Source organism: Enterobacter sp. N5-15, assembly GCF_057221635.1.
Genome location: NZ_CM170150.1, coordinates 3,776,672 through 3,795,160 on the forward strand (window position 1 = coordinate 3,776,672; position 18,489 = coordinate 3,795,160).

At 60.3% G+C, this 18,489-nt stretch carries 18 protein-coding genes; 11 read left to right on the forward strand and 7 right to left on the reverse strand.

Going from position 1 to position 18,489, the window contains the following annotated elements; all coding sequences use genetic code 11:
- Positions 1-12 precede the first annotated feature (12 nt).
- From AC2TE5_RS17825 to mltB, 3 genes are all read right to left on the reverse strand, one after another.
- Entirely contained in the window at positions 13-873 is an 861-nt protein-coding gene (locus AC2TE5_RS17825; protein WP_032660373.1) for a metal ABC transporter permease, read from the reverse strand.
- Positions 870-1,523, reverse strand: coding sequence for a metal ABC transporter ATP-binding protein (locus AC2TE5_RS17830; RefSeq protein ID WP_045355803.1), 654 nt, complete (start codon positions 1,521-1,523; stop codon positions 870-872). The genes AC2TE5_RS17825 and AC2TE5_RS17830 overlap by 4 nt, the downstream gene beginning before the upstream one ends.
- 301 nt (positions 1,524-1,824) lie before the next feature.
- Positions 1,825-2,925, reverse strand: coding sequence for a lytic murein transglycosylase B (gene mltB / locus AC2TE5_RS17835; RefSeq protein ID WP_173651697.1), 1,101 nt, complete (start codon positions 2,923-2,925; stop codon positions 1,825-1,827).
- A gap of 252 nt (positions 2,926-3,177) precedes the next feature.
- On the opposite strand from mltB, the gene srlA reads away from it, so the two are divergent.
- From srlA to gutQ, 7 genes are all read left to right on the forward strand, one after another.
- A complete protein-coding gene (gene srlA / locus AC2TE5_RS17840; RefSeq protein ID WP_023333189.1) occupies positions 3,178-3,741 on the forward strand; it encodes a PTS glucitol/sorbitol transporter subunit IIC in 564 nt (187 codons plus the stop codon).
- On the forward strand, positions 3,738-4,697 hold the full coding sequence (gene srlE, locus AC2TE5_RS17845; RefSeq protein WP_484612108.1) for a PTS glucitol/sorbitol transporter subunit IIB: 960 nt from the start codon (positions 3,738-3,740) through the stop codon (positions 4,695-4,697). The genes srlA and srlE overlap by 4 nt, the downstream gene beginning before the upstream one ends.
- A gap of 12 nt (positions 4,698-4,709) precedes the next feature.
- Positions 4,710-5,072, forward strand: coding sequence for a PTS glucitol/sorbitol transporter subunit IIA (srlB, locus tag AC2TE5_RS17850; protein WP_023308951.1), 363 nt, complete (start codon positions 4,710-4,712; stop codon positions 5,070-5,072).
- Positions 5,073-5,086: 14 nt separating this feature from the next.
- Positions 5,087-5,866 (forward strand): sorbitol-6-phosphate dehydrogenase, encoded by a 780-nt coding sequence (gene srlD, locus AC2TE5_RS17855; protein ID WP_407602296.1) that lies wholly within the window; start codon positions 5,087-5,089, stop codon positions 5,864-5,866.
- Between the two features lie 67 nt (positions 5,867-5,933).
- Positions 5,934-6,293: a transcriptional regulator GutM gene (gene gutM / locus AC2TE5_RS17860; protein WP_032660364.1), complete on the forward strand. Its 360-nt coding sequence runs from the start codon at positions 5,934-5,936 to the stop codon at positions 6,291-6,293.
- Positions 6,294-6,356: 63 nt separating this feature from the next.
- On the forward strand, positions 6,357-7,130 hold the full coding sequence (srlR, locus tag AC2TE5_RS17865; RefSeq protein WP_032660362.1) for a glucitol operon DNA-binding transcriptional repressor SrlR: 774 nt from the start codon (positions 6,357-6,359) through the stop codon (positions 7,128-7,130).
- Complete coding sequence (gene gutQ, locus AC2TE5_RS17870) at positions 7,123-8,088, forward strand: arabinose-5-phosphate isomerase GutQ (RefSeq protein WP_029742068.1); 966 nt, start codon at positions 7,123-7,125, stop codon at positions 8,086-8,088. The genes srlR and gutQ overlap by 8 nt, the downstream gene beginning before the upstream one ends.
- Here gutQ and norR read toward each other — a convergent pair.
- Complete coding sequence (norR, locus tag AC2TE5_RS17875) at positions 8,085-9,599, reverse strand: nitric oxide reductase transcriptional regulator NorR (RefSeq protein ID WP_484612109.1); 1,515 nt, start codon at positions 9,597-9,599, stop codon at positions 8,085-8,087. The two genes, gutQ and norR, sit on opposite strands and share 4 nt — an antisense overlap.
- 186 nt (positions 9,600-9,785) lie before the next feature.
- Between norR and norV the strand changes: the two genes are divergently transcribed.
- From norV to AC2TE5_RS17895, 4 genes are all read left to right on the forward strand, one after another.
- A complete protein-coding gene (gene norV / locus AC2TE5_RS17880) occupies positions 9,786-11,231 on the forward strand; it encodes an anaerobic nitric oxide reductase flavorubredoxin (protein ID WP_484612110.1) in 1,446 nt (481 codons plus the stop codon).
- Positions 11,228-12,361, forward strand: a complete 1,134-nt coding sequence (gene norW, locus AC2TE5_RS17885; protein WP_484612111.1) for an NADH:flavorubredoxin reductase NorW — start codon at positions 11,228-11,230, stop codon at positions 12,359-12,361. The genes norV and norW overlap by 4 nt, the downstream gene beginning before the upstream one ends.
- A 278-nt stretch (positions 12,362-12,639) precedes the next feature.
- Positions 12,640-12,798, forward strand: coding sequence for a hypothetical protein (locus tag AC2TE5_RS17890; protein WP_183078912.1), 159 nt, complete (start codon positions 12,640-12,642; stop codon positions 12,796-12,798).
- A 161-nt stretch (positions 12,799-12,959) separates the two neighbouring features.
- Complete coding sequence (locus tag AC2TE5_RS17895; RefSeq protein ID WP_484612112.1) at positions 12,960-14,624, forward strand: SgrR family transcriptional regulator; 1,665 nt, start codon at positions 12,960-12,962, stop codon at positions 14,622-14,624.
- On the opposite strand, the gene AC2TE5_RS17900 is transcribed toward AC2TE5_RS17895, so the two are convergent.
- From AC2TE5_RS17900 to hydN, 3 genes are read right to left on the reverse strand one after another with little or no spacing between them, the layout of a single operon-like run.
- Positions 14,597-15,619, reverse strand: a complete 1,023-nt coding sequence (locus AC2TE5_RS17900) for a HoxN/HupN/NixA family nickel/cobalt transporter (RefSeq protein ID WP_193941906.1) — start codon at positions 15,617-15,619, stop codon at positions 14,597-14,599. The two genes, AC2TE5_RS17895 and AC2TE5_RS17900, sit on opposite strands and share 28 nt — an antisense overlap.
- 1 nt (position 15,620) lies before the next feature.
- The gene (gene hypF, locus AC2TE5_RS17905; RefSeq protein WP_484612113.1) at positions 15,621-17,837 is read right to left on the reverse strand and encodes a carbamoyltransferase HypF; all 2,217 of its coding nucleotides are present in this window, start codon (positions 17,835-17,837) and stop codon (positions 15,621-15,623) included.
- Positions 17,838-17,843: 6 nt separating this feature from the next.
- On the reverse strand, positions 17,844-18,389 hold the full coding sequence (gene hydN, locus AC2TE5_RS17910) for an electron transport protein HydN (RefSeq protein WP_029739520.1): 546 nt from the start codon (positions 18,387-18,389) through the stop codon (positions 17,844-17,846).
- Between the last annotated feature and the right edge of the window lie 100 nt (positions 18,390-18,489).

An 18,489-nucleotide genomic window follows, 5' to 3' on the forward strand; every position in this document is an offset into this window, starting at 1 on the left:
TTTCCCCTTGCGTTAAAAAAGCGCGCGCAGACTGCCAGCGAGCCTGCTTCGCGTACCCAGTAAAATGGAAATAAAGAACAGCGCGCTGGCGGTGAGCACGATGGATGGCCCGGCCGGTAGACTCATCGCCCAGGAGAGGCTCAACCCCAGCCATGCGCAGAAAATACCGCTGATACCCGCCATCAGGAGTAAGGCAGGTAACGTGCGCACCCAGCAGCGTGCCGCCACGGCCGGAAGCATCATCAGCCCGACGGCCATCAGCGTGCCGAGCACCTGAAAACCGGCCACCAGGTTAAGCACCAGCAGCGCCAGAAACAGTCCGTGCAGCAGGCCAGGCAGCCAGCGGGCGTTCACCTGTAGCCAGGCGGTATCAAACGCTTCTGTAACCAGCCCGCGATAAAACAGCGCCAGCGTAATAAGGGTGAACATACAAACGCCCGTGACAAACAGCGCGGCGTCGTTGTCCACGGCGAGGATGGAGCCAAACAGCAGATGCAGCAGATCGACATTTGACCCGCGCAGCGACACCAGCGTGACCCCCAGCGCCAGCGAGCCAAGATAAAACCCGGCAAAGCTCGCATCTTCTTTCAGCGGCGTGCGTCGACTGACCAGACCGGCCAGCAGCGCCACGGTAATTCCCGCGATAAAACCGCCAATACTCATCGCCAGCAGCGACATCCCGCTGAGCAAATACCCCACGGCGACACCCGGCAAAATGGCGTGAGAAAGGGCGTCGCCCATCAGGCTCATCCGACGCAACTGAAGAAACACGCCGAGCGCGGTAGTGCTGACGGAGAGCGCCAGGCAAACCACCAGCGCGCGACGCATAAAGCCGTACTCAATAAACGGCTGAAAAAAGAGATGCCAGATCATGCCACCCTCACCCGCTCGGTTTTCCACTGGGGGACGTCAGCGTCCAGCCGTAACGTCTGCGGGAAATGGCGCGACACACGCTCGCTGTCGTGCAGTACCGCGAGCAGCGTTTGCCCCTGCATATACATCTCCAGCATCAAATCCATCAGCACGCTGCAGGTGGCTTCATCGACCCCGGTAAAGGGTTCATCCAGCATCACCAGCGGCGCCTGCTGCACCAGGACGCGGGCAAAGAGCATGCGCTGAAACTGACCGCCGGAGAGTTCATCGATGGTGGATAACGCCATGGACTCAAGCCCAACGCGCTCAAGCGCGCTGGCAATGCGCAGCCGCGTTTCGCGACGAAACCCGGAAAAAAGCGAAATGCCCGGCCAGCAGCCCATGCTTACCACGTCCTGTACGGTCAGCGGAAACTGCGCCTCCAGCGCGTGACGCTGTGCCAGCCAGCCGATGACCGGGCGCTTCCCCTGCCAGCGGAAGCCGCCGCTGACGGGAGGGATAAACCCCGCCAGCGTTTTTAGCAGAGTGGATTTCCCGCAGCCGTTAGCGCCGATAATGGCGGTCATGCTTCCGCGTTCAATGGTGCCCGAGAGGGGCCGCGTAACGGGCTGGCGTTCATAACCCGCAACCAGTTCATTCATCACAATCATGGCAATGCCACCGCCCAGCGCACGGCCAGCCCGATAAAGACAACAAGCACCAGCGCCAGCAAAAGCCGAACCAGAGCAGACAGAGAAAAAAGGGACGTTGACATGTCGACACCACATTAAATGTTATAACATAACAATAATAAAAGGCAGTTAAGATGTAAATGGCGGGTTTGAAAAGGGAGTGTGGCGAAATGTTTCTGAGGAATTTGCCTCTCCCGTGGGTGAGGGCATCAGGCCGCACCGTGCGTGCAGCCATGCCGGGTAGCGGCGTTGCCTTACCCGGCCTACCCGTCGGAGCGGCTTACTGACTAAACGGTGACGCCGCCGGAACGCGCGCCTGCGACACCGCCAGCCCCAGCTGCCACACCGCCATCGCATAGTGGGTGCTGTGGTTATAGCGGGTGATGGTGTAGAAGTTCGGCATGCCGTACCAGTACTGATAACCGGTTCCCACATCCAGACGCAGCAGACTCACCTGATCAACATTGCCCAGCGGCTGCGTCGGCGTTAAGCCTGCCGCCGTCAGCTGTGCGACGCTGTATTTGGTTTTGAAGCCGTTTTCCAGACCAAACGCCTCGCCGTTTGCCTGCACCGCAACTTGCCCACCCGGCGTCCAGCCGTGCGCTTTGAAGTAGTTCGCCACGCTGCCGATGGCATCCACCGGATCCCACAGGTTGATGTGACCATCACCGTTAAAGTCGACGGCATATTGCTTATAGGAGGACGGCATAAACTGGCCGTAGCCCATCGCGCCGGCAAACGACCCTTTCAGATCGAGCGGATCGTCCTGCTCGCTGCGTGCCATCAGCAGGAAGGTTTCCAGCTCGGAAGAGAAATACTCCGCGCGGCGCGGGTAGTTAAAGGAGAGCGTCGCCAGCGCGTCCAGGATGCGGGTTTTACCCATCACGCGGCCCCAGCGGGTTTCCACGCCGATAATCCCAACGATGATTTCCGGCGGTACGCCGTACACCTGCCACGCGCGGTTGAGGGCATCTTCATACTGATTCCAGAACACCACGCCGTTTTGCACGTTGTCCGGGGTAATAAACTGTTTGCGATAGCGCAGCCAGGCGCCGTTCGGCCCGCTCGGCACCTGGGCCGTCGGCGCCTGACGGTCCATCAGGCGCAGCACGTAGTCCAGACGCTTGGCCTGAGACAAAATTTCGTGCAGCTGCTGTCTGTCAAAGCCGTGTTTGCTCACCATTTTATCGATGAACTGCTCGGCCGCCGGGTTATTCGCGAAGTCGCCGCCCATCTGCATCATATTGTGCTGCGGCTCCAGCAGGAATCCTCCGGAAGGCGCGCCCGCCGTTTGCTGAACGGCTTCGGTCTTAGGTTTGCTACTACAGGCAGACAGCAGAATAAGCGCAGGCAACAGCGCTGCATAACGACGCTTGAACATGAGACATCCATTTAACGGGTTCGATAAGAACCCAGTATGGTAAAGCATCCGCAACACCTCAAGGAAGCGGTACGCACCTCCCCCACGCAAATCCGCGCTTTTTTCCACCGAAAATCATTCACCCCACCAATAAACTTTCAAAATAATCCATTTTTCTTTCATTGTGAGATCTAAATAACACTTTAAAACCTTTCAAAGTGATTATTATTAGCCCAGTCAGACAAAAACAAAAAAGCCCCACAGGAGAGAAGAATGATAGAAACCATCACCCACGGCGCCGAGTGGTTCATCGGGCTGTTTCAGAAAGGCGGAGAAGTGTTCACCGGCATGGTGACCGGGATCCTGCCCCTGCTGATCAGCCTGCTGGTGATCATGAACGCGCTGATCAACTTTATCGGCCAGCAGCGCATTGAACGCTTCGCCCAGCGCTGTGCCGGGAATCCGCTGTCCCGCTACCTGGTACTGCCGTTCATCGGTACCTTCGTGTTCTGTAACCCGATGACCTTAAGCCTCGGTCGCTTCATGCCGGAAAAGTACAAGCCGAGCTACTACGCCGCCGCCTCCTACAGCTGCCATTCCATGAACGGCCTGTTCCCGCACATCAACCCCGGCGAACTGTTTGTCTATCTCGGGATCGCCAGCGGCCTCACCACCCTTGGCCTGCCGCTCGGCCCGCTGGCGGTGAGCTATCTGCTGGTCGGCCTGGTCACCAACTTCTTCCGCGGCTGGGTGACCGACCTCACCACCGCCATTTTTGAGAAAAAAATGGGCATCCAGCTTGAACAGAAAGTCCATCTTTCAGGAGCCACAGCATGAACCGGATCCGCATTGAGAAAGGCGCGGGCGGCTGGGGCGGCCCGCTGGAGTTCGACGCCACCGAAGGCAAAAAGATCGTCTACATCACCGCAGGGACGCGCCCGGCGATCGTCGACAGGCTGCGCGAGCTGACCGGCTGGGAAGCGGTCGACGGCTTCAAGGAAGGCGAGCCGCCGGAAGCGGAAATCGGCGTGGCGGTGATCGACTGCGGCGGCACGCTGCGCTGCGGCATCTATCCGAAGCGCCGCATTCCGACGGTGAATATTCACTCCACCGGAAAATCCGGCCCGCTGGCGCAGTACATCCTTGAGGACATTTATGTCTCAGGCGTGAAGGAGGACAACATCACGCTGGTGAACGGGACTCCCGCGCCGCAAAAAGCGGCCCCGCGCGAGTACGACACCAGCAAGAAAATCACCGAGCAGAGCGGCGGCCTGCTGGCGAAGGTCGGGATGGGCATGGGTTCCGCCGTGGCGGTGCTGTTCCAGTCCGGACGCGACACCATCGACACGGTGCTGAAAACTATCCTGCCGTTTATGGCGTTCGTCTCGGCGCTGATCGGCATCATCATGGCGTCCGGCCTGGGCGACTGGATTGCCCACGGCCTCGCCCCGCTCGCCAGCCACCCGTTCGGGCTGGTGACGCTGGCGCTGATCTGCTCCTTCCCGCTGCTGTCGCCGTTCCTCGGCCCGGGCGCGGTGATTGCCCAGGTCATCGGCGTGCTGATTGGCGTGCAGATTGGTCTGGGGAACATTCCCCCGCACCTCGCCCTGCCCGCCCTGTTTGCCATTAACGCCCAGGCGGCGTGCGATTTCATCCCCGTTGGGCTGTCGCTGGCCGAAGCGCGCCAGGACACCGTGCGGGTGGGCGTGCCGTCGGTGCTGGTCAGCCGCTTTCTGACGGGCGCGCCGACGGTGCTGATTGCCTGGTTTGTCTCCGGCTTTATTTATCAATAAGAGGTTCCTGCGATGACCGTCATTTACCAGACCACCATTACCCGCATCGGCCAGAGCGCGGCCGACGCGCTGAGCGACCAGATGCTGATCACCTTCCGCGAAGGCGCCCCGGCGGATATCGAAGAGTTTTGTTTTATTCACTGCCACGGCGAGCTGAAGGGCGAGCTGAAGGCAGGAAGCCAGCTGGAGCTGGGCGAGGCGCGCTATGCCGTGACCGCCGTCGGCGACGTGGCCGAGCAAAACCTGCGCGAGCTGGGCCACATCACCCTGCGTTTCGACGGCCAGCCGCAGGCCGAGTATCCCGGCACGGTTCACGTGGCGGGCCCGGTTCCGCAGGCTGTCACCCCAGGCTGCACGTTAAAATTTGTTGCGTAATTAAGGAGAAACACATGAGTCAGGTTGCCGTTGTCATTGGTGGAGGACAAACCTTAGGCGAGTTCCTCTGCCGTGGGCTTGCCGCAGAGGGTTACCGCGTGGCGGTAGTGGACATTCAGAGTGAAAAAGCCGCCCGCGTGGCGGATACCCTTAACACCGAGTTTGGTGAAGGGACGGCGTACGGGTTTGGTGCCGACGCCACCAGCGAGCAGAGCGTGATGGCGCTGGCCCGCGGCGTGGACGAGATTTTTGGGCGTACCGACCTGCTAGTCTACAGCGCGGGGATTGCGAAAGCGGCCTTTATCAGCGATTTCGAACTGGGGGATTTTGACCGTTCGCTGCAGGTGAATCTGGTGGGCTATTTCCTCTGCGCCCGCGAGTTTTCCCGTCTGATGATCCGCGACGGCGTTCAGGGGCGCATCATTCAGATCAACTCCAAATCAGGGAAAGTGGGCAGCAAGCATAACTCCGGCTACAGCGCGGCGAAGTTTGGCGGCGTGGGGCTGACGCAGTCTCTGGCGCTGGATCTGGCCGAGTACGGCATTACCGTGCATTCGCTGATGCTGGGCAACCTGCTGAAATCGCCGATGTTCCAGTCCCTGCTGCCGCAGTATGCCACCAAGCTCGGCATCAAGGCTGAGGAAGTGGAGCAGTACTACATCGATAAAGTGCCGCTGAAGCGCGGGTGCGATTATCAGGACGTGCTGAATATGCTGCTGTTTTACGCCAGCCCGAAAGCCTCGTACTGCACCGGGCAGTCGATCAACGTGACCGGTGGGCAGGTCATGTTCTGATCGAGCGGCCTGATGCCCTCACCCTAACCCTCTCCCACCGGGAGAGGGAACAAAACAAGGAGTCGATATGGTAACCGCACTCATCACCGTCGCCGCCCTCGCCTGGCTGTGCCAGATGGCGTTTGGCGGCTGGCAGATTCACCAGTTTAACCGCGCGTTTGATGCCCTGTGCCAGAAAGGTCGCGTCGGGGTCGGACGTTCCGGCGGACGCTTCAAACCGCGCGTGGTCGTCGCCGTTGCGCTGGATGAGCACGACCAGGTGTGCGATTCCCTGATCATGCGCGGCATGACCGTCTTCGCCCGTCCGGTGAAAATCCAGGCAATCAACGGCATTTCGCTGCAGGAATTACGGCCTGATGTGATCTTTCCCCATGATCCACTCTGTCAGAATGCACTATCATTAGCGCTTAATCTGAAACATGGATAATTTCGTTGTGAAAGCTATAGACTTGCGAAATTATCATTTCGCAACCTAAGGAACGAAGCGCCTATGAAACCTCGTCAGCGGCAGGCGGCCATTCTCGAACATCTGCAAAAGCAGGGAAAATGTTCGGTAGAGGATTTGGCCCACTACTTTGACACCACCGGCACGACAATACGCAAGGACCTGGTATTGCTCGAAAATTCTGGCGCCGTCATTCGAACCTACGGCGGCGTGGTGCTCAATAAAGACGAAGCCGACCCGCCTATCGATCACAAAACGCTGATCAATACCCACCAGAAAGCGCTGATTGCCGAAGCCGCCGTAAAATTTATCCACGATGGCGATTCCATCATTCTGGATGCAGGCAGTACCGTCCTGCAGATGATCCCGCTGCTCAGCCGCTTTAACAACATCACGGTGATGACCAACAGCCTGCACATCGTCAACGCCCTGTCGGAGTTCGACAGCGAGCAGACCATCCTGATGCCCGGCGGCACCTTCCGCAAAAAATCGGCGTCGTTTCACGGCCAGCTGGCGGAAAATGCCTTCGAGCACTTCAGCTTTGATAAACTGTTTATGGGCACCGACGGCATCGACCTGAACGCGGGCGTTACGACGTTCAACGAGGTATTCAGCGTCAGTAAAGCGATGTGTAACGCCGCGCGGGAAGTGATTTTGATGGCAGACTCGTCGAAGTTTGGCCGCAAAAGCCCCAACATTGTCTGTAGCCTTGAAAGCGTTGATAAGCTGATTACCGACGCGGGTATCGATCCGGCGTTCAAGAAAGCGCTGGAAGAGAAAGGAATCGACGTGATCGTAACCGGAGAAAGAGATGAGTGATTTTCTGTTAGAAACGGGCCGCCAGACGCTGATGCTGGAACTGCAGGAAGCCAGCCGCCTGCCGGAACGTCTGGGCGAAGATTTTGTCCGCGCCGCCAACACCATTATCCACTGCGAAGGCAAAGTGATCGTGGCGGGCATCGGTAAATCCGGCCATATCGGCAAAAAGATTGCCGCGACGCTCGCCAGCACCGGTACCCCGGCGTTCTTCGTGCATCCGGCAGAGGCGCTGCATGGCGATCTGGGGATGATTGAAAGCCGCGACGTGATGCTGTTTATCTCATACTCCGGTTCGGCCAAAGAGCTGGACCTGATTATTCCGCGCCTGCAGGAAAAATCGGTCGCCCTGCTGGCGATGACCGGCAAATCCCGCTCGCCGCTGGCGCTGGCCGCCAAAGCGACGCTGGATATTTCCGTTGAGCGTGAAGCCTGTCCGATGCACCTCGCCCCGACCTCCAGCACCGTTAACACGCTGATGATGGGCGACGCGCTGGCAATGGCGGTGATGCAGGCGCGCGGCTTTAACGAAGAGGATTTCGCCCGTTCGCATCCGGCGGGTGCGCTCGGCGCACGCCTGCTGAATAAAGTGCACCATCTTATGCGCACCGACGATGCCATTCCGCAGGTCAAACTCGATACCAGCGTCATGGACGCGATGCTGGAGCTGAGCCGCACCGGTCTGGGGCTGGTTGCGGTGTGCGATGACAACGGGAGCGTCAAGGGCGTGTTCACCGACGGCGACCTGCGCCGCTGGCTGGTGGGCGGCGGCAGGCTGGAAACAAACGTGTCGGACGCCATGACCAAAGGCGGGCTGACGCTCAACGCCGAAAGCCGCGCCATTGAAGCCAAAGAGGTGCTGATGAAGCGCAAAATCACCGCCGCACCGGTGGTGGATGATGCCGGCAGGCTGTGCGGCGCCATCAACCTGCAGGACTTCTATCAGGCCGGAATTATCTAACCCTTCAGTCCCAGACGCTTCGCCAGCCTGTGCAGGTTGGCGACGTCCATCTCCAGCGCACGGGCGCACGCCGCCCAGCTGCGGTTATTCTGCTCCAGCGCGCGGGTAATCCTCTGACGCTGAAACGCCTCCGTGGCTTCACGCAGATTTTCATTCGCTATCTCTGGCGCAGCCTGCGCAACAGCCGGTGCGCTTTCATCCTGGAGCGCAAAATGCCGGGCGTGGATCACCACTTCGTCACCCGAACGCGTCGCCCGCGCCAGCACCACCGCGCGGTGAATCGCGTGCTCCAGCTCGCGCACGTTGCCCGGCCAGCCGTAGCTCATCAGATGCGACCGTGCCCCCGGGCTCAGCACCACGCGGGAAAGCCCCATCCTGAGGCGGCACTGCTCGCAGAAAAAGCCCGCAAGCAGCACCACGTCGTCCCCGCGATCGCGCAGCGGCGGCACGGTAAGCGGGAACACGCTCAGGCGATGAAACAGGTCGGCGCGGAACTGCCCCGCCAGCACCGCTTCACGCAGGTCGCGGTTGGTAGCCGCCAGCACGCGAACGTCCACTCTGTGACTGCGGTCATCCCCCACGCGCTGGATGTCGCCGTACTGCAGCACGCGCAGCAGCTTGGCCTGCAGCGACAGGGAGAGCTCGCCGATTTCATCCAGAAACAGCGTGCCGTTATCGGCCATTTCGAACTTGCCGCTGCGGTTGCTGATGGCCCCGGTAAACGCTCCCTTAACGTGACCAAACAGCTCGCTTTCCGCCACGCTTTCCGGCAGCGCGGCGCAGTTGAGGTACACCAGCGGGTTCACCGCGCGCGGCGAGGCTTCGTGAATGGACTTCGCAACCAGCTCCTTACCGGTGCCAGTTTCCCCGAAGATCAGCACGTTTAAATCTGAGGCGGCAACAATCTCAATCTCTTTTTTGAGCTGCGCCATACCCGGAGAAAGGCCGATCATCTCCGTGTGCGTTACCTGCTCAAACGCCGCCGGGCTGCCGGGAAGAATGTTCTGGCTCTCCAGCTGTTCAATCAGCAGGGCATTGTTCAGCGCCCCGGCGGCCAGGGCGGCAATCAGGCGCAGCTCTTCGTCGCTAAAGGTGTCGAACTGGTCCGGCGACAGGCCGTCGAGGGTCAGTGCGCCAATCAGGTTTTGTCCGGCAAACAGCGGCAGGCCGATACAGGCGTGCACCTTCAGGCTCTCCTGTCCGGGAATCAGCCCGTCGTACGGGTCGGGCAAGTCGCTGTCCGCCGGGAAACGCACCACGTCACCCGCGCGGGCGATGGTTTCCAGACGCGGGTGGCCCTCAAGGGTAAAACGCCGCCCGAGCACGTCCTTCGCCAGCCCGTCGATAGCCAGCGGAATAAACTGCCGCCCCTCGTAGCGCAGCAGCGCGGACGCATCGCACTCAAGCACGTGGCGCAGCGTGGAGATCAGCCGCTGAAAGCGGTCCTGATGGCCGATACCGGTCTGCAGCTCAATGGCGATCTTCGCCAGCACGTCTACGGAAAAGCTCATAGTGACCTCGCTGTCATTTTGACAATGCATGTTGTCATATTGACACTTTTTTTGATAGTCAAAATGACTACCCATTACGGATCATAAAAATATTAATTGATTAAAATCAACAAATTAAAAGTTGGCACGCAACTTGATATAAGCAAATCATCTTATTTGAAAATGCTGTATTACGTAGAGGTTGCTATGTCTATTCTGGTTAAAAATAACATTCATTGGGTCGGTCAACGTGACTGGGAAGTGCGCGATTTCCACGGGACGGAATACAAAACGCTGCGCGGCAGCAGCTACAACAGCTATCTCATCCGCGAAGGAAAAAACGTGCTGATCGATACGGTCGATCACAAGTTCAGCCGCGAGTTCGTGCAGAACCTGCGCGGTGAAATCGACCTGGACGCCATCGACTACATCATCATCAACCACGCGGAAGAAGATCACGCCGGTGCGCTGACCGAGCTGATGTCTTACATTCCGAACACGCCTATCTACTGCACCACCAACGCCATCGACTCGATCAACGGCCATCACCACCATCCGGAGTGGAACTTCCACACCGTGAAAACCGGCGACGCGCTGGATATCGGCAACGGCAAGCAGCTGATCTTTGTGGAAACCCCGATGCTGCACTGGCCGGACAGCATGATGACCTACATGACCGGCGACGCGGTGCTGTTCAGCAACGACGCCTTCGGCCAGCACTACTGCGACGAGCGCCTGTTCAACGACGAAGTGGACCAGACCGAACTCTTCGAGCAGTGCCAGCGCTACTATGCCAACATCCTGACCCCGTTCAGCCGCCTGGTGACGCCAAAAATCACCGAGATCCTCGGCTTCAACCTGCCGGTGGACATGATTGCCACCTCCCACGGCGTGGTATGGCGTGAAAATCCCACCCAGATCGTCGAGCTGTACCTGAAGTGGGCGGCGGACTATCAGGAAGACCGCATCACCATTTTCTACGACACCATGTCCAACAACACCCGCATGATGGCGGACGCCATTGCCCAGGGCATCAACGAAGTTGACCCGAACGTGGCGGTGAAAATCTTCAACGTGGCGCGCAGCGATAAGAACGAGGTACTGACCAACGTGTTCCGCTCTAAGGGCGTGCTGGTGGGCACCTCCACCATGAACAACGTGATGATGCCGAAAATTGCCGGTCTGGTAGAAGAGATGACCGGCCTGCGTTTTCGCAACAAGCGCGCCAGCGCCTTTGGCTCCCACGGCTGGAGCGGCGGCGCGGTAGACCGTCTCTCCACCCGCCTGCAGGATGCAGGCTTTGAGATGTCCCTGAGCCTGAAGGCGAAATGGCGTCCGGATATCGACGCCCTGGAGATCTGCCGCCAGCACGGTCGCGACATTGCCCGTCAGTGGGCGCTCGCCCCCCTTCCGCAAGCGGCACAACCATCCGAACAGCAGGAAGCCTGCGCCTGTGCCGCCGCGGCAGCCGCCGATCTCGGCCCGCGCATGCAGTGCAGCGTCTGCCAGTGGATTTACGATCCTGAGCTGGGCGAACCGCTGCAGGATGTTGCTCCGGGCACGCCGTGGCGCGACGTGCCGGACAACTTCCTTTGCCCGGAATGTTCCCTCGGAAAAGACGTCTTTGACGAACTGGGTACGGAGGCAAAATGAGCAACGGTATCGTCATCATCGGCTCGGGCTTTGCCGCCCGCCAGCTGGTGAAAAACATCCGCAAGCAGGATGCCAGCGTGCCGCTGACGGTGATTGCCGCCGACAGCATGGACGAGTACAACAAGCCCGATCTAAGCCACGTTATTAGCCAGAATCAGCGCGCCGAAGACCTCACCCGCCAGACGGCGGGGGAGTTCGCAGAGCAGTTTAACCTGCGTCTGTTCCCGTACACCTGGGTCACCGACATCGACGCTGCCGCCCGCGTGGTGAAAGCAAAAGAGAAGACCTGGCAGTACGACAGGCTGGTGCTCGCCACGGGTGCCTCTGCGTTCGTACCGCCGATTGAGGGCCGCGAGCTGATGCTCACCCTCAACAGCCAGCAGGAGTACCAGGCCAGCGAAACGGCGCTTCGCGACGCGCAGCGCGTGATGATTGTCGGCGGCGGGCTGATAGGCACCGAGCTGGCGATGGATTTCTGCCGGGCGGGCAAATCCGTCACCCTGGTCGACCATGCGGCGAGCATCCTGTCGTCGCTGATGCCCGCAGAGGTAAGCAGTCGCTTACAGCATCGTCTGACCGACATGGGGGTGCATCTGCTGCTCAAATCGCAACTGCTGAGTCTGAGCAAAACCGATGGCGGCATTCGTGCCACGCTCGACCGCAGCCGCAGCGTTGAGGTGGATGCGGTTATCGCGGCGACGGGGCTGCGCCCGGAAACCGCGCTGGCGCATCGCGCAGGCGCTGAAACAGGCCGCGGCGTGAAGGTAAATAGCTATCTGCAAACCAGCCAGCCCGATATTTACGCGTTAGGTGACTGCGCGGAAATTAACGGTCAGGTGCTGCCCTTTTTACAGCCGATTCAATTAAGCGCGATGTATCTGGCGAAAAACCTGCTCGGCGGCAGCGCGCCGCTGAAATTACCCGCCATGCTGGTTAAAGTCAAAACGCCGGAATTACCGCTGCATCTTGCCGGTGAAACGCAGCGTCAGGACCTGAACTGGAAAATTACCCTCGAACCGCAGGGAATGGTCGCGCGCGGCGCGGACAACGAGGGACAGATACGGGCCTTTGTCGTCAGTGAGGACCGGATGAAGGAGGCTTTCGCGCTGCTGAAATTGTTACCTGCTTAACCCTCTTTTTGCCGGGTGGCGCTTTGCTTACCCGGCCTACAGCACGGCCACGCTTACTTAACCTTTGGATTTAATTATCCACCGCCCCGATGTCCCGGGGCTTTTTTTTTACGCATTCTATTCATCAAATAAATGCAAAGCAGGTATATCATCGCTATCAATCCCTTATTTATTATTTCCATTAATACTTAAATGCGGAACAGCTTAAAAACATCACCCTGTTTTATTATTCGCATCCGGCTTAGTCTGAAAAGGTATTAATCAGCCGGAGACAAATCATGGCGACTTTTCATAAAGAACTCAATTATCTTTCTCGCTATTTCAAAGAAGCGAAGCATGCGGAACACATTTTATTTCGCTGGCTTTATTTGAGCCCGGAGGCGCGCATTGAGCGTTTGCGCGAGTTGATGATGCCGGTCAGTGAACCTGAGCGGTAATTGCCGGGTGGCGCTACGCTTACCCAGCCTACAAAGCCCGTAGGCCCGCGCAAGCGTAGCGCCGCCGGGCTAAAAACCGGAACACTTTACGTAAACCAGCACTTTTTCTTCCGCAAAAAAATCCTACACTCTCAGCATCCCTTTTTCATCGGTATGCCGCGATGCGCCAGCTTCAGAAAATCCGTCAGTATCAACGGCTTTATCAGCACTACGGCGTAACGCCTGCGTCCACGACCATTGCCGAAGTCGCGGAGGTTGCGCTGTGCAGCGAACGTCATGCTCGCACCCTGCTACGCCAGCTCGCGCAAAGCGGCTGGCTAAGCTGGGACGCGCAGCCGGGTCGCGGGCACCGTGCCACCCTGCACTGCCTGACCACCACCAGCGAACTGAGCGCGCCGCTGATGCACGCCTGTCTGGAAAAAGGGGATTACCAGAGCGCGCTGCAGCTGGCCGATGGCGATCCGGCCAGCCTGCACCACATCATCACCCCATTTTTAGGCGGCAAATGGCTTAAGCATCAGCCGACGCTGCGCATTCCGTGGTATCGCCCGCTGACCTCGCTGCATCCCGCCCTTCAGCGCCGCCGCGCCGAACAGCATATTATCTGCGCGGTTCACGCGGGGCTGACGCGCTACGCGCCCGGCCACCCGCAGCCGGTAGCGGATTTAGCCCACCACTGGGATACCCGTGACGACAAACGTCGCTGGCGCTTTTACCTGCGCAGCGGCGCGCACTGGCATAACGGGCAGGCCATCAGCGATGAAGATGTTCTCAGCGCGATGCAGCAGATGCTGGCCGATCCGGCGCGCGGCGCGGGGCTCGCGCACGTTCAAACGGTGTCGCTTGTCGCCCCCTGGTGTCTGGAGATTGCGCTGAACGCGCCCGATGCCATGCTGGCGCATCGTCTCGCGCATCACGCCTGTCGACTGCCGCATCCGCAGCAGCCGACTATCGGCGCGGGTCCCTTTGCTATCGCCCATCACCACTCGCACTACCTGCGCCTTGAGCGCCAGCCCTGGTACTTTGCAGCACACCCGCTGCTGCATGCGATTGAGTTCTGGCGAACCCGCAGCGAGGCGGAAAAATCGGCGTGGATCACCGTGGGTAAAGGCGAAAATGCCCGGGAGTCCGTCACCTCCACCAGCGGCGGGTTTGCCTGGCTGATGATGAATGCCGGGCTTCCGCACCCGCTGGCCGCCTGGCTTCGTCAGGAAATTCAGCATATTAACCAGCAGCATCTCCGCAGGGAGGATGTCGATACCCGCACGGAAATCCTGCCCGGCATCACTACGCCCGCGTTTGCGGATGCCTCCGACGTGGCGCTCCCCGCGGCCCTTTCTCTGATCTGTTACGACACGCCCGGGCTGTGCGATCTGGCCAGCATGCTGCAAACGCGCCTGAAAAAGCGCGGCTGTAGCGTTAACATCCAGCGGAAGGACCGCGAGGCGTGGCATGCCCCCGACGCGCTGGCGCAGGGGGATATTTTACTGGGGGATTATCTGGCGGGTGAAGCCGCGGAATTCGCGCTGGCAGAGTGGTTTACCGAAGAGCCCGCATGGGCCGCCGCGCTGGGGCAGACCGCCCGGCTAAAAGCGAAGCAGGCGCTGATGGCGTACTGCGAAAGCGAAGAAAGCCTGCGAAAACACCTGCCCGCCTTCTTTCAGCACCTGCTGGAAAGCGGCGCCTGTACGCCGCTGTTCCACTACCGCTATCGTCTTAACACCCTGGAAAACGTGCAGGACATTGTGCTGACCGCCAGCGGCTGGCTTGATTTTACCCGCGCCTGGCTGCCGCCGGCTCAGGAGCGCACAACCAGCGCGTCGTAGCCGCGCCAGCGGTAGTTGACCATGGAGATCAGCCAGCAGGCAACGAACAGCCCGACCACCACAAACCCGGCGTTGCCCAGGTTGTCGTTGACCGCGCCAATCAGATCCCAGACGCCGCCGCTGAGGGCGAATTTGTCCATCAGCAGACCCAGCGCTTCCAGCCCGCCGATAAACAGCGCCACCACCACGGAGGTGCCGGTGATGGTCATGTTGTAGTAGAGCTTGCGCTGCGGCTTGTTAAACGCCCAGCCGTAGGCACCGACCATCAGCAGGTTGTCGAGGGTATCCACCAGCGCCATGCCGCTGGCGAAGAGCGCCGGGAAGACCATGATTGACCACACCGACATTCCGCTGGAGGCGCTGGCGGCAGAGATCCCCAGCACGCCAATCTCGGTGGCCGTATCAAAGCCGAGGCCAAACAGGAAACCGACCAGGTACATCTGCCAGCTTTTATTCACCAGGCGGAAGGTTTTGCCAAACAGCCAGTTCATGACGCCGCCCTGCGCAGGCAGCGTGATGTCGCCCTGCACGGGCCTGCCGTGTTTCAGCGCCTGAAAACTGCGCCAGACGCCGCGCAGGATCACCATGTTTACCAGCGCCATCGCCAGCAGGAAGGTGGCGGAAACGGCGGTGCCAATCAGGCTGCCGGTTTCGTGGAACCATTCCATGTTTTTCTGAAACGCCGTCGCGGTAGCGGCGATGGCAATCGAGGCCAGCACCACAATGGTGGAGTGCCCCAGCGAGAACCACGCCCCCACGCCGGACGGGCGTTTGCCCTGCTGCATCATCTTACGCGTCACGGTATCAATGGCCGCGATGTGATCGGCATCCACCGCGTGACGCAGCCCGTAGCACCACGCCAGCAGGCTGGCGGCCATCAGCGCCGTGCTGCCGCTAAAGGCGTGCCATGCCCATCCCCAGGCCAGCAGGTTTGCCATTACCAGAGCCAGCAGCAGAAGCGCGGCGCGAGGTTCATTGCGTAAGAGTCGTAACATTTTAAATCCTTTGTGAACATGACCGGGCAGCGGCGATCGCCGCCTGCCCGAAGGAGATCGCTCCGTCACCTGCGGGCAGGCGCGAAGGAAAAAGAAGCGTAAAGTCAGAAAGATAATGACGCAGGCGCGCGCGCAGCAGACGGTTGTGCAACACGCCGCCGCTGAGGCAGATTGTCGACAGCGATAAGCGTCGGGCATGGAGCGCGGCGAGTTCTGCCAGCCCTTTAGCCAGCGCGTCGTGAAACGCCCACGCGCGCTCGCACGGCTCGGCCTGCCAGGCCAGCCACTGCTGCCAGAAAAGCGCGAGGTTAACCGTATCCAGCGTCACCGGATGGTCGACGCCCACGCACCGCGAGGCCAGCTCTTCCAGCCTGCAGGCGGCTTCACCCTCCCAGGATTGGGCGTCGATACCGAGCGCGCAGGCAACGGCATCAAACAGGCGACCACAGGATGAGGCACGCGGCGCGTTGATGCCGCGCCCTATCGCCGTCGCCAGCAGCGGCCAGTTCTGGCGCTGTACCGCGCGCGTTTCCGGGTACTGCTGCCAGTCAGGGACAAACGCCAGGCAGTGGGCGAGCAGATTGCGCCACGGCTGCCGCGCCGCCAGATCGCCCCCCGGCAGCGCAACGGCAGGCAGCCCGCCCAGACGTTCGCACGTGAGATAGTTGACCCGCAGGCACTCCCCGCCCCACAGCGCGCCGTTCTCGCCCATGCCGATCCCGTCCAGCGTCAGGGCGATAACGTCTCCGCCCTCACGCGGCCAGCCGTTCTCCGCCAGGCACGCCGCCGCGTGGGCGTGATGATGGAGCACGGTTTCGACCGGCAGCTCCTGCGCCTGCGCCCATTGTTGCGTGCGATAGCCCGGATGGGCGTCGCACACCACGCGCTCAGGCTGGAAGGCGTAGATGTCCTGCATCGTCGAGAGCGCGGCGCGCCACTGCGCTTCGACCCCCTCGTCACCGAGATCGCCAAAATGCTGGCTCAGCACCGCCTGGCTGCCACGCACCAGGCAGAAGGTGTTTTTCATCTCCGCGCCGGTGCATAGCATGGCGGGGATATTCTCGAAACCCGCAGGCAACGTGATGGCATCCGGCACAAAACCGCGCGCCCGGCGCAGCATCGTGCCGTCCCGATCCATCACCGAATCGTCCATCCGTTGAAGAATATCGCGATTGTGCAGCAGAAAGCCGTCCGCAATGTTGCCCAGTTCATCCAGCGCCTGTTGATTACTGATGGCAGGCGGCCTGCCGCTGAGGTTGCCGGAGGTCATCACCAGCGGGCGCCGGCAGTCCATCATCAGAAGATGCTGTAGCGGATTAGCGGGCAGCATGACGCCCACGCTATCCAGACCCGGCGCAATAGCCTCAGGGAAGTCAGGCAGCCAGGCTTTTGGCGTGAGCACGATGGGTGCAGCGGGTGAGCCGAGCAGCGTCTGAATCGACTCAGGCAGCTTATCCGCCTGCGGGATCATCACCGCCAGCGGCTTCGACGGGCGCTGCTTGCGTGACCGCAATTTCAGTATCGCCTGCGGGTCTTGCGCATCACAGACGAGGTGAAAACCGCCCAGCCCTTTAACCGCGACTATGCCGCCGCTTTTCAGCATCTCTACCGCCGCACGCAGTGCCGCTTCGCGGGTGGCAAGAGCGTCGCCCGCACGCCATTCCAGCGCGGGCCCGCAGTCCGGGCAGGCCACCGGCTGGGCGTGAAAACGTCGATCGGCAGGATTGCGGTATTCCTTCTCGCACGGCACGCAGAGGGGAAATGCGGCCATCGACGTGGCCGGACGGTCATAGGGCATGGCGCGGATAATGGTAAACCGCGGCCCGCAGTGGGTGCAGTTGATAAACGGGTAGCGGTAACGGCGCTCGCCGGGGTCGCGCATTTCAGCCAGACACGCCGGACAGGTCGCGGCATCGGGGACAATCTGCGTGTCCATCGCCCCGCCCGCGCTGTGGCGGATGGTAAAGTCCTCCGGCAGGTGCGCCCAGGTAAACGGCTGCGTTTCAACGTGGTCAATGCGTGCCAGCGGTGGGCAGTCCTGATGCAGCCTCGCGGTAAAGGCCCCCCCATTACCCGCGAGGCGCACCAGCACGCCCTTCCCGTCATTGCAGACGTCACCGCTCAACTGAAGCGCCTGCGCCAGCTGCCAGACGAAGGGACGAAACCCTACGCCCTGCACCTTGCCGCGCACGCGCAGCTGTACGCCGTTGCTGCTCATGGCGGATCAGAACAGCAGCGATGACGACGTGTCGAACGCCGCACGACGGCGCTTTTCGGCGCTCATCTGCTCAAGCTTGTCGCGATCCACGCAGACCAGCGCGTGCGTCGGGCAGGCTTCCATGCAGGCCGGACCGGCGTCGCGGTGGTAGCACAGGTCACATTTGTTGGCTTCGGCTTTGTCCGCACGTACGCTCAGCCCCATGCCGCTGTTGCGTACCACCGGACGGACAACCACCTCCATCGCGCCGTACGGGCAGGCGACCACGCAGGTTTTGCAGCCAATGCAGCGCTCCTGCATGACATGCACAAAGCCTTTCTCGCGTTTAATCGCCCCGTTCGGGCAGACGTTCGCACAGGGTGCGTCTTCGCACTGGCGACAGATGGCGGCGGTAGAAATATTCACGCCTTTGATGACGTGGATGCGCGGCAGGAACGTGTCAGGGGTAAGCGACGCGCAGTCCTGCTCCGCCTGATGGGAAACCACGCACGCCACTTCACAGGTACGGCAACCAATACACTTACTGGCATCGGCCATAATAAAACGGTTCATCTGCTTCTCCAGCATTACAGTTATGCCCGGAGATATTCATAAACCGTGCCAATAATTAACTTATTGATTTTATATGAGTTTAAACATCACGGCGGCGCTG

What these genes read in the sequence shown, in the direction of transcription:
- AC2TE5_RS17900 (WP_193941906.1), bottom strand. Translation starts at nt 15,619, where the DNA reads ATGTTACGACTCTTACGCAATGAACCTCGCGCCGCGCTTCTGCTGCTG.
- srlR (WP_032660362.1), top strand. Translation starts at nt 6,357, where the DNA reads ATGAAACCTCGTCAGCGGCAGGCGGCCATTCTCGAACATCTGCAAAAG.
- AC2TE5_RS17895 (WP_484612112.1), top strand. Translation starts at nt 12,960, where the DNA reads ATGCGCCAGCTTCAGAAAATCCGTCAGTATCAACGGCTTTATCAGCAC.
- srlE (WP_484612108.1), top strand. Translation starts at nt 3,738, where the DNA reads ATGAACCGGATCCGCATTGAGAAAGGCGCGGGCGGCTGGGGCGGCCCG.
- hydN (WP_029739520.1), bottom strand. Translation starts at nt 18,389, where the DNA reads ATGAACCGTTTTATTATGGCCGATGCCAGTAAGTGTATTGGTTGCCGT.
- gutQ (WP_029742068.1), top strand. Translation starts at nt 7,123, where the DNA reads ATGAGTGATTTTCTGTTAGAAACGGGCCGCCAGACGCTGATGCTGGAA.
- mltB (WP_173651697.1), bottom strand. Translation starts at nt 2,925, where the DNA reads ATGTTCAAGCGTCGTTATGCAGCGCTGTTGCCTGCGCTTATTCTGCTG.
- gutM (WP_032660364.1), top strand. Translation starts at nt 5,934, where the DNA reads ATGGTAACCGCACTCATCACCGTCGCCGCCCTCGCCTGGCTGTGCCAG.
- srlB (WP_023308951.1), top strand. Translation starts at nt 4,710, where the DNA reads ATGACCGTCATTTACCAGACCACCATTACCCGCATCGGCCAGAGCGCG.
- srlD (WP_407602296.1), top strand. Translation starts at nt 5,087, where the DNA reads ATGAGTCAGGTTGCCGTTGTCATTGGTGGAGGACAAACCTTAGGCGAG.
- AC2TE5_RS17890 (WP_183078912.1), top strand. Translation starts at nt 12,640, where the DNA reads ATGGCGACTTTTCATAAAGAACTCAATTATCTTTCTCGCTATTTCAAA.
- AC2TE5_RS17825 (WP_032660373.1), bottom strand. Translation starts at nt 873, where the DNA reads ATGATCTGGCATCTCTTTTTTCAGCCGTTTATTGAGTACGGCTTTATG.
- norR (WP_484612109.1), bottom strand. Translation starts at nt 9,599, where the DNA reads ATGAGCTTTTCCGTAGACGTGCTGGCGAAGATCGCCATTGAGCTGCAG.
- norV (WP_484612110.1), top strand. Translation starts at nt 9,786, where the DNA reads ATGTCTATTCTGGTTAAAAATAACATTCATTGGGTCGGTCAACGTGAC.
- srlA (WP_023333189.1), top strand. Translation starts at nt 3,178, where the DNA reads ATGATAGAAACCATCACCCACGGCGCCGAGTGGTTCATCGGGCTGTTT.
- hypF (WP_484612113.1), bottom strand. Translation starts at nt 17,837, where the DNA reads ATGAGCAGCAACGGCGTACAGCTGCGCGTGCGCGGCAAGGTGCAGGGC.
- norW (WP_484612111.1), top strand. Translation starts at nt 11,228, where the DNA reads ATGAGCAACGGTATCGTCATCATCGGCTCGGGCTTTGCCGCCCGCCAG.
- AC2TE5_RS17830 (WP_045355803.1), bottom strand. Translation starts at nt 1,523, where the DNA reads ATGATTGTGATGAATGAACTGGTTGCGGGTTATGAACGCCAGCCCGTT.